Origin of the sequence: Rheinheimera sp., assembly GCF_020217005.1 — a bacterium.
Lineage (GTDB): Bacteria > Pseudomonadota > Gammaproteobacteria > Enterobacterales > Alteromonadaceae > Pararheinheimera.
Map to the genome: position 1 here is coordinate 1 of NZ_JAIWOI010000297.1, position 10000 is coordinate 10000.

The 10000-nt window shown below is 45.5% G+C and carries 13 protein-coding genes; 3 read left to right on the forward strand and 10 right to left on the reverse strand.

All coding sequences use genetic code 11. The features are described from left to right. The 3 genes from LDL40_RS14425 to LDL40_RS14435 form a co-directional block, all read left to right on the forward strand. On the forward strand, positions 1-698 hold a 698-nt coding region (locus tag LDL40_RS14425; protein ID WP_300996113.1), incomplete at its 5' end, for a glucosaminidase domain-containing protein. After that, positions 698-1348 (forward strand): DUF2987 domain-containing protein, encoded by a 651-nt coding sequence (locus LDL40_RS14430; RefSeq protein ID WP_300996114.1) that lies wholly within the window; start codon positions 698-700, stop codon positions 1346-1348. The genes LDL40_RS14425 and LDL40_RS14430, both read left to right, overlap by 1 nt. Positions 1349-1353: 5 nt before the next feature. Next, a complete protein-coding gene (locus LDL40_RS14435; RefSeq protein ID WP_300996115.1) occupies positions 1354-1905 on the forward strand; it encodes a DTW domain-containing protein in 552 nt (183 codons plus the stop codon). A gap of 70 nt (positions 1906-1975) precedes the next feature. Here the strand turns inward: LDL40_RS14435 and ttcA are convergent, their stop codons facing one another. The 10 genes from ttcA to LDL40_RS14485 all read right to left on the reverse strand — a co-directional run. Beyond that, positions 1976-2899 (reverse strand): tRNA 2-thiocytidine(32) synthetase TtcA, encoded by a 924-nt coding sequence (ttcA, locus tag LDL40_RS14440; protein WP_300996116.1) that lies wholly within the window; start codon positions 2897-2899, stop codon positions 1976-1978. A gap of 102 nt (positions 2900-3001) precedes the next feature. Continuing rightward, positions 3002-3934 (reverse strand): universal stress protein UspE, encoded by a 933-nt coding sequence (gene uspE, locus LDL40_RS14445; RefSeq protein WP_300996117.1) that lies wholly within the window; start codon positions 3932-3934, stop codon positions 3002-3004. A gap of 103 nt (positions 3935-4037) precedes the next feature. After that, a complete protein-coding gene (gene fnr / locus LDL40_RS14450; RefSeq protein ID WP_300996118.1) occupies positions 4038-4754 on the reverse strand; it encodes a fumarate/nitrate reduction transcriptional regulator Fnr in 717 nt (238 codons plus the stop codon). A 29-nt stretch (positions 4755-4783) separates the two neighbouring features. Further along, entirely contained in the window at positions 4784-5470 is a 687-nt protein-coding gene (locus LDL40_RS14455; protein ID WP_300996119.1) for a sulfite exporter TauE/SafE family protein, read from the reverse strand. Further along, a complete protein-coding gene (gene ccoS, locus LDL40_RS14460; protein WP_300996120.1) occupies positions 5467-5655 on the reverse strand; it encodes a cbb3-type cytochrome oxidase assembly protein CcoS in 189 nt (62 codons plus the stop codon). The genes LDL40_RS14455 and ccoS overlap by 4 nt, the downstream gene beginning before the upstream one ends. Then, on the reverse strand, positions 5652-8042 hold the full coding sequence (locus LDL40_RS14465; protein ID WP_300996121.1) for a heavy metal translocating P-type ATPase: 2391 nt from the start codon (positions 8040-8042) through the stop codon (positions 5652-5654). The genes ccoS and LDL40_RS14465 overlap by 4 nt, the downstream gene beginning before the upstream one ends. A gap of 2 nt (positions 8043-8044) precedes the next feature. Continuing rightward, the gene (locus LDL40_RS14470; protein WP_300996122.1) at positions 8045-8530 is read right to left on the reverse strand and encodes a FixH family protein; all 486 of its coding nucleotides are present in this window, start codon (positions 8528-8530) and stop codon (positions 8045-8047) included. Positions 8531-8601: 71 nt separating this feature from the next. Beyond that, positions 8602-9579 (reverse strand): cytochrome-c oxidase, cbb3-type subunit III, encoded by a 978-nt coding sequence (gene ccoP / locus LDL40_RS14475; protein WP_300996123.1) that lies wholly within the window; start codon positions 9577-9579, stop codon positions 8602-8604. Continuing rightward, positions 9572-9751: a CcoQ/FixQ family Cbb3-type cytochrome c oxidase assembly chaperone gene (locus LDL40_RS14480; RefSeq protein WP_300996125.1), complete on the reverse strand. Its 180-nt coding sequence runs from the start codon at positions 9749-9751 to the stop codon at positions 9572-9574. The genes ccoP and LDL40_RS14480 overlap by 8 nt, the downstream gene beginning before the upstream one ends. A 5-nt stretch (positions 9752-9756) precedes the next feature. After that, positions 9757-10000, reverse strand: a 244-nt coding sequence (locus tag LDL40_RS14485; protein ID WP_300996126.1) for a cbb3-type cytochrome c oxidase subunit II, incomplete at its 5' end; no start/stop codon positions are given.

Genomic DNA, 10000 nt, shown 5'->3' on the forward strand with positions numbered 1-10000 from the left:
AACTGCTAAAACGTTTGGCTTATCCTGTAGCTATGCCTGAGTTGTCTCCAGTACCAGACTTTGAACAGTACAAAGATGTATCGGAGAAAAAAAAAGCATTTTTTGATTATCTTTTGCCATTTATTGAACGTGAAAACGCCAGGTTGTTACATATTCGACAACAGGTTGTCGAAGTACAGCAAAAGGCGCTAAGCCAAGAGCTGACGGTTGAAGAATACGCTTTCATCTATAGCCTGTATGATGAGTTCAAATTGGACTATCCAGAAGTTGATAAAGAGGGCTTTCGGCTCTTATTAAGCAGAGTAGATGCTATCCCTGCAGATTTAGTGCTGATCCAGGCCGCTAAAGAATCAGGGTGGGGCAGCAGCCGTTTTGCTCTGGAGGCTTATAACTTCTTCGGCCAATGGTGTTTTAAAGCAGGTTGTGGTGTAGTGCCACAAAAACGTAGCGCTGGCAAATACCATGAGGTCGCGGTATTTCCAAACATAGCTGCTGCTATTAATAGCTATTTTTATAACCTTAACACTTTTTATGTATACGAAGATTTACGCCAACTCAGGGCTAAACGCCGGGCAGAAGGTGAAGTAGCCGGACATCACCTGGTTGCAGGTTTAAGCCGGTATTCAGAGCGGGGTCAGGATTACGTTAAAGAAATCCATACCATGCTTAAAGCCAATACTAAACATATAGACAGCTAATGATAAAACCCTATGTTCTGGCCAGCTTGCTGGTTACTTTGTGTGGTTCAGCTATGGCTGATACCGTATTTAATTACGACGGCTTTTACGCCAGGATGAAAAAAAGTGAAAAGGTTGAGTTCAGTGATATCACGCTGGCATTTATGCTGCAAAAAGCGGGCACAACCGAAGTATGCGTTGTAGATAAAGCGCTCATTACTACTGATATCTCTGAAGCGCCTTTGACCATAGCTGGTAATGGCGAGCTGATGCTACCTTTTGATGAGATGCTGAATGTACAAAAGGCGCTCATTATTCTAAAACAGCCGCAGGGTGCTGTAGCCTGTGATTTAAACTTTAAACTACGTAGCAAGATGCCGGTACCGCAACAAGCAACTGTAGCTCAACTTCGTAAGCTACAGAGCCAGTTTGACGAATTGTTGGATTCATTAGCGGGCTGGGGTAAATACTGGTTGCCTGATGTCTCTGGTTTAACTCTGCATTTTTCGGGTGAAGTCGTAGCGCAAAGTTCTGATGCAGCCTTAAATCAGCAGTTATTATGTGAGCAAAACCGCTGCCGGATTTTTTTACCGCTCTCTTTAGCTGATACTGCCACAGTGCAGTTTTCCAAAGTGCCTGATCACGCCACGCCTCTGTTACTACAGCCCTAACTCTGATGGCCGGATTGGTGCTTTATCTGCTCACTCATAGCAGAGAATTGTCGAAGAAGACCAATACCGGCGCTTTAGTTCTGCAAGCTCTGGCTGATTCGGGACACGTCAGGGTTGAGCTAATCGAATGGCAACGCAAGTCACCTGATCCGCTATTAGTCGACTTATCGGCAACACAGCAGCTGGGCTTGGTGTACCCACTAAGCGCAGATACTGGTCAAGCCTGTTATCTGCTGCAACAAGGACAATATCAAGCTCAAAACCCGGTTGCAGTCACAGAGATGCCCATTCGTTTGAATGAAGCTGTCAAACACTGGGTTTTATTGGACGCTACCTGGCAGGAAGCAGCCAAAATGCTTAGACAAAGCCCTTATTTGCATTCTTGTTACCGCCTTGGCATAAAGCCCGCTACGCCATCTTTGTATGCACTACGCCGTAATCAAAGGGACGGCGCCTTGTGTACCGCAGAAGTGGTGATGGAATTACTGCAGCAAACGGGATTTATCAAAGAAAAAGAGCAGCTGATGCTGCTCTTTGATGAATTCAATAAGCACTGATGGCTAGCGAAATATGTTCTCTGTCTGGCATTAGGCTGGGATTTTAGACGGGATGGAGTAAACCCATCCCCTACAGTAGTTCAACAAACTGGACCTCAGGTGCAGCCGGTTCGTCCTCATCCTGCAGTAAACCCACTGGTACTTTGGGTACATCAGGTTTATCAAAGGCCATATCACCTTCAACGGGCAGTGGACTGTCTTTACTGATCCCGGCAAAATCAAACAGATTTTTATCAATCATGTGTGATGGCACTATATTCTGCATGGCCTGAAACATGGTCTCTATGCGACCAGGAAAACGTTTATCCCAGTCCTGCAACATTTCTTTTACTACCTGACGCTGTAAACCATCCTGAGAACCACATAAATTACATGGAATAATGGGGAACTGGCGGGCTGTTGCGTATTTCTCTATGTCCTTTTCCCTGCAGTATGCTAAAGGACGGATCACTATATGCTCACCATTGTCGCTGATCAGCTTGGCTGGCATAGACTTCATTTTGCCACCGTAGAACATGTTTAAAAACATAGTTTCAATCATGTCATCGCGGTGGTGACCCAGGGCAATTTTGGTTGCTCCTAACTCATTAGCGGTACGATATAAAATACCCCGACGTAACCGAGAACATAAAGAACAGGTGGTTTTACCTTCAGGGATTTTATCTTTCACTATTGAGTAGGTGTCTTCAGTCACAATCTGAAAATCAACACCTATAGAACTTAGATATGCCGGCAACACTTCGGCTGGAAAGCCTGGTTGTTTCTGATCGAGATTCACTGCCACTATCGAAAATTGAATAGGTGCAGATTGTTGTAAGTTCAACAGTATATCCAGCAGGGTATAGCTGTCCTTGCCACCAGACAAACACACCATAACCTTGTCACCTTCTTCGATCATATTAAAGTCGGCAATAGCCTGACCTACGCCACGACGCAAGCGTTTGTGTAATTTATTCAGGTTATATTGTGCTTTGGCTTCTGCTGCATGCGACATAAAACAACGACCCTAAGTAAAAATGGCGCGTAGTATAACCAACTAAGCGCCAGCTTTGTATACCCCTGGTGCTTTATGCTGCAGCTTTGTCGCGCGTGGAGCTTAATGTTTTGCCAGCGGGCATATAAAACCTGCAGGTTTGACCGCCAAAACATCACAGTCGAGCCTGTCTATCACATGCTCAGCAGTGTTGCCGATAATAGCTGCGGACAAACCAGTACGGCCTATAGTGCCTATCACCACCATTTCAGCGTCCAATTGCTGAGCTAATTTCGGGATCACATCTTCTGGCATACCTTCCTCCACATGAGTCTGGGCTGAAGGTAATTCGAATTCGACGGCCAGCTTCTGAACTGCGTCCATATGATGGGTTTTCATGGTTTGATTGTATTCCTGTGGGTTAAATTCAGGAATTTCAATGGCAATATTGACAGGCGTGCCGGGGAAGGCGTTAACCAGCTGTACTTTGCCATTCAGCAGAGCTGCCAGTTGTTTGGATTGCTGGATAATTCGCTGATTCAGCGAACTGTGATGTGTTTGTTCACTTCCCGCATTTACAGCAGCCACTATATTGCCGTGTTCGGGCCATTCATGATCTTTGACCAGCAAGACAGGGCAAGGACATTTGCGCAAAATATGCCAGTCAGTGGGAGTGAAGATCATGGATTTGAGTACATCATGATCATGAGTCCCTTTAATCACCAGGTCGTATTCTTTTTCCAGCACAGCTTGCACTATGGCCTCAAAAGGCCTGTTGTGCCAAACCACCTGAATATCTATGTTCAAGCCTTGTTCTTTATAATCAGCAATGAGTTCACTGATCCAGAGTTCGCGGTCATTAATCACCGCCTGGCGCATCGATTCACGTTCTTCTCCTGATAACATCGTGGTCATCTCGTAAGAGAAATCATAAATCGACAAAAAAGCCGTAAGTTGGCAGTTTTGCAGTTTGGCCAGTTCGACAGCCCTGTTCAGGGCCTTTTGTTCGGCCACTGAAGGGTCCAGTACCACCAGTACTTTTGGATATAAGGTCATATCATGCTCCTGCTAAGCTAAGGCTTACCCTGTAAGTGTAGCCAAGGTAGCTAAGGTTGGCTGATAAGTCCTTGTGCTGGATCAATAATACCTATGGTATCTGTCAGCGGGCTATAGCGGATCCACCAGCCAGTTTACTTAACGCTTCCGGATCGCTGATGCAAATCAGCTTACCATCGACGTGTATCAAGTCGTCCTTATGGAATCGACCTAATAAACGGCTAATAGTTTCAACTGTAAGGCCTAAATAGTTACCTATTTCGCCACGGGTCATACTCAAACGGAACTCTTTTTTGGAAAAACCCCGGCTGGCAAAGCGATGGGACAGGTTGGTTAAGAAGGCAGCCAGTTTCTCTTCTGCATTCTTACGGTTGAGCAACAATAACATCTGTTGATCGCCGCTGATGTCCTGACTCATCAGACGCATCATTTGTTGTCGTAGTTTGGGCAGCTCACCCATCAGTTGATCCATCTGACTGTAAGGTATTTCACAGACCATAGCAGTTTCCAGCGCCTGAGCAAAACTTGGGTGTTTTTGTTCGCCTATAGCGTCAAAACCTATGACATCGCCAGGTAAATGAAAACCAGTAATTTGCTCTTCGCCTGCCTCTGTTAAGGTAAATGTTTTGAAGGAGCCACTACGAACTGCATATAACGAATGTAAAACTGTACCCGCCTCAATTAAAAAGTCACCTTTGTGAAGAGGTTTCTTACGCTCAATGATGTCGTCCAGCGTATCAAGTTCAGCATTATTTAAGGTAAAAGGCAGACAAAGCTGACTAAAACCACAGTGTTGACAACTTAAGTTTGAAGCGGACATAGGTATTCCTCAATAACAACTTTCCCAGCTTAGAAAAGTCGTGGCGCTAATGCAATAGCTATAGTGTAAAGAGCATACAAGGCTAATAAAATAGCAGCGCAGGCTCTTACCCAATTTTTATTTTTAAACCGGCTAAGGCTGCGGGCGAAACGTCCGACAGCCAGCATAGCCGGCAGGGTGCCAAGGCCAAAAGCGGTCATCAGTAAGGAGCCTTGTAAGGCGCTGCCACTTGCCAGGCTCCAGCCTAAACTGCTGTAAACCAAACCACAAGGCAAAAAGCCCCAGCATAGACCATAAGCTATAGCTTTGATGCTGCGATCAAGTGGCAGCAATCTCTTGGCAACAGGCTGCACTTTGCGCCATAGCGCCGCTCCCAGCCTTTCAAGCCAAGTTAGAGCAAACCATATACGGGCAACATAAAAAGCCATGAGTAAAAGCATCAGACCAGCAAGTAGTTTCAACCAGAACAAACTGAGGCCCAGTTTTACCAGAACAGTAGCTCCAAAAGCGCCCGTTAAAGCACCTAAACCACTGTAGGTCGCCAGTCGCCCGAGACTGAGCATCAGTTGCAGCTTAAGTTGTTGCACCAGATTAAGGGGAGGCATAGCAAGTTGTAATGCGCTTGCTATACCACCGCACATCACCAGACAATGACTGCTGCCTAAAAAACCTATGCTAAAAGCAGCCAGCAAGTTAAGGACAAGATCCTGATTCATTGAGGAGGTAGTTGATCAGGTTGTGTTTCTGATGCTGTAGTTGTCTTCTCATCTTCAAACAAAATGCTCATACCTTCCTTGTTTAAATCATCAAACTGACGACTTCGTACCGCCCAGAAAAAAATACCCAGACCAATGCAGACAAAAAGTATAGCAATGGGGATCAGCACATAAATAATACTCATGCTCTAAGCAACCTCAGTGAATTAGACACCACTAAAATAGAACTGAACGACATACCAATAACTGCAATATAAGGTGAAACAAAGCCCATCACCGCCAATGGAATAATCACCAGATTATAACCTACGGCCCACCACAAGTTTTGCTTCACTATACGCTGTGCCAGCAAAGCACCGTCAATCAGTTCTTGCAGTAAATTCAAATCATTATGCAGTAATACCACATCGGCCTGATTTTTTGATAGATCTGTGCCTGAATCCAGGGCCACTGAGACATGAGCCGCATGGAAACAAGGGCTGTCGTTGATACCATCACCCAGCATCAATACTTTATCACCCTGTGCGACCGCCTGGCGTATACGTTCAACTTTTTGTTCAGGACTGCAGCCCTGGAAGACTGAGTCAAACTGCAACTGCTGTTGCACTTGTGCAACCTGTGCTGAGGAATCGCCTGTCAGCATGGTCAAACTCAGGCCTCTATGCTTCAGCGCCTTGATTAAGGCCGGGACTTCCGGGCGTAGTGCGTCAGCCAGCTCAACAGACAGCACGAGTTGATTATCCAGGGTGCAGCAGACTGCAGCTGGTGATTTAGTTTCAACAGCGCAAAATGCCGCACTACCGACTTTAACTGCGGAGATTGTACCATCCTGCTGTAACCAGACTGCCGATAAGCCTGCACCGACGTGAACCTGAACTTGTTCTACCTTTAACTCTGTCGTTAGATAATCCGAAAATGCCCTGGCTATAGGATGTTCAGAGTAAGTTTCAATCCGGGCTATCAAGGCGAGCAGGGTTTGCTCACTGTGCTCACTAGTATGCAACACAGTCTGTTGGATACTAAAGCGTCCCTGAGTCAGGCTGCCGGTTTTATCTAAAAATATGGAGTTAAGCTGTGGTAAGATTTCCAGGACTTGCTGGTTTTTGATCAAAATGCCTTTGCGGTTTAAGCGTGCCAAAGCGCAGGTAACAGCAGTGGGAGTTGCCAGTGTTAAAGCGCAAGGGCAGGTGGCGACCAATACAGACAAAGTAACCCAAAAGGCTCTGTCTTGATCTAACCAAAAATACCAGAGTAAAAAGGTACCCAAAGCAATAAACAGCAGACGCTGAATAAAAAAACGCGCCAGTTTGGTTGTCTTTTCAACAATTTGTGGTTTTTGGTTTAAGGTTTGTTGTTGCAGATTAATGATCTGACCTAAACGGGAGGAGGCCAAGGCCTGGTGCACAGTCACCATTAGAACTCCGTCATGGTTAATGCTGCCTGCCATTACAGAATCACCTACTGCTTTATCTACAGCTTTGTATTCTCCGGTTAACATTGACTCATCCACCGAACTTTGCCCTGACACCACCATACCATCAGCTGCAATAGTTTCACCTGCCTGCACCAGTATCACTTGTCCTGCTTCAAGTCGCCGCGCCGAGGTAGGTATAACTTCATCACCTTGCACCAGCCTGGCGGATACTGGCATGATTTTTAACAGATTTCCTGTGGCCGCTCTTGCTTGTGTTCTGGCGCGAAATTCAAAAAACTTACCCAGCTGTAGCAAAAATACAAACATACACACAGATTCAAAATACACTTCCCCTGTATCAAATAGGGTCGCGTATGCAGAGGCGATAAAAGTGTAATAGACAGCCAGTGTGACAGGCACGTCCATATTCAGTTCACGGCCTTTGATAGCCCGCCAGGCACTTAGCGTAAAAGGTTTTGCGCTGTAGAACACCACCGGTGTGGTCAGGAATAAACTGATCCAGCGTAAATACCCTTCAAATTCAGCGTCTATGCCCGTGTATTCACCAAAGTACAAGCCAAAAGCAAGCATCATGACCTGCATACTCATAAAGCCTGATACAGCCAGACGTTTTAAGAATCGACGTAATTCTGCTTGCTGAACTGCTTCTTCCTGATCAGCCATAAAAGGCGAAGCCTGATAGCCTAATTTATTGATCAGGCTGAGCAGTTCACTGAGTTTAAGTTGCTGCAAGTCCCAACTGACCATACAGCGCGCTGTACTGGAGTTGACATTGACTGAGTAAATAGCTGGATTTTTCTTCAGCTGCTTTTCTATCAACCAGGCGCATGCTGCGCAGCTGATACCTGTAATAGATAACTCAATCTGAGTATGATGCTCTTTAGTGTGAGTCAAATCAGCCAGTACTTCTGCGCTATCGTAGTTGAGCAGTTGTAATTGTTCTGGTACCAATTGAGCTTTGCTAGCTGGAGCAGTACGGAACTTATAATAATCGCCAAGCCCTTGGTCGATAATGGTTTCTGCGACCGCAAGACAACCAGGACAACAAAATTGACGCTCTTGTTGCTCTATAAGCAGCGTAAAACTGGAACCAGCCGGTATGGCTTCATTGCAGTGAAAACAACCTGAATGCAACACTATTAATATCCCAGCTTAAATTCACCTTGTTTTGGCAACATCACAGTTGCCCGCAGTTTCCAGTCTTTGTGCTCATCTGAGACGACCAGATTCCATTTCCCGTCTAAAACCTGTGGTAACGTACCCACATACAGGTTCTCACCACTACGTTCAGCAGTAATGACAAAATCTTTGGCTGCTATAGTGTTGTGGAAAAATTCAAGTTGTAAATGCTGACCCAAAGTTTTGTTTTGTTCGAACCGCACTACCACCTGATTGGCAGCAATCAGAGTGCTGGCGTGTAAATTACGTAATTCAGCCTCACGGTATTTAGCTAAATTCATATTGATAGCCCGACCTTCTTTGTAGTAATCATCGATCACCAGGTCCGGATTATTTTGCTGCATGATGTAAATGGTATGGCCACCTTTGATGAAGGAGACGATAGGGAAGGCGATCAATAACCAGGGCCACAGTTGTTTGTACCAGGGTTTTGTATCATGCAACATCAGTTTTTCCTCTCTCAGATAGCAATAAGCCCCACATAGCGGGGCTTATTGAAGTGTAATTAAATCACAGATTACTTAGAACTTTCTTCCGGACGAGACAAACGGTAGACGTAAGCAGAGATAATATGGATTTTGTCTTCGCCTAAAATCTCTTTGAAGGCTGGCATCTGACCATTACGGCCTTTATTCAGCGTTTCTTCTACTGCACCGTGTGAACCACCATATAACCAGGTGTTGTCCGTCAGGTTAGGTGCGCCAAACGGCAGGTTGTGGGCCAAGCTGCCTTTGCCATCTGCACCGTGACAAGCCGCACACATGCCAAACTTCATTTTGCCGGCTGCTGCATCTTTATCATTCACCTTACGGCCTGACAGGCTTAATACATAAGCTGTCATTTCTTTTACGCCTTGTTCACCCAAAGCATCACCCCAGGCTGGCATAGCCGCTTTGCGACCATACAGCAGAGTTTCTTTGATCTTGTCCGGCGTACCACCATATAACCAGTCATCGTCTGTCAGGTTAGGGAAGCCACGCTGACCACGGGCATCAGAGCCGTGACATTGTGAACAGTTCTGCAGGAATAAACGCTGGCCGATTTTTAAAGCATCCGGGTCGTAAGCCAGATCCAGAATGTCACGGCTGGTGTATTTGGCAAACTCTTTGGCATAAGTTTCGTTGGCTGCTTCATACTCACGATCTAGCTGTACGTTTTTGCCGTCCAGTTTGTTTTGTTCTACAGCAGCTTTGGATTCAGCCAAATTCTTAATACCCTGATTTGAGCTGGTCCAGTTTAAAAAGCCCTTATAGTTGCCAAGGCCAGGGTAGGCTGCAAAATAATACACCGACCATACGATGGTGGCGTAAAACATATAAGTCCACCATTTCGGCAGTGGATTGTTAATTTCTTCAATGCCATCAAACTCGTGACCTGTCGATTCGCCCTCTTTAACACCGACATGGTTCTTTAAGTTCCAGGTCAGAATGACGGCGCAAAAAACGATACACGCTATTGTTAAGACAATGATCCAAGTGCTCCAAAAGCTACTCATGATCCGACTCCTGTTTCTGTTGTTGTTGTGGTTTTTGGTCGTCTGCAAAAGGCAAATTTGCCTGTTCCTCGAAGTCTGGCTTGCGCTTCAACACAAAAAGCCAGACGACAAGACCAATAAAACCTACAAACACTAGCACGGTGAAAATACTGTGTAGGGTTGCAATATCCATTATTTTTACTTCAACGCTGTGCCAAGGGATTGCAGATAGGCAATTAGCGCCTGCATTTCTGTTTTTCCTTTGACTGACTCAGTGGCTGTAGCTATATCTTCGGCTGAATACATCACGCCATCTTCATCGTTAGCGGGCATTTTACCTTTAGTTAACTTGTTGAAGATTTCCATTTTCTTCGGAGTTAACTCACCGTCCAGCGTATTAGTCTCAAGCCAAGGAAAACCTGGCATATTTGACTGAGGCACT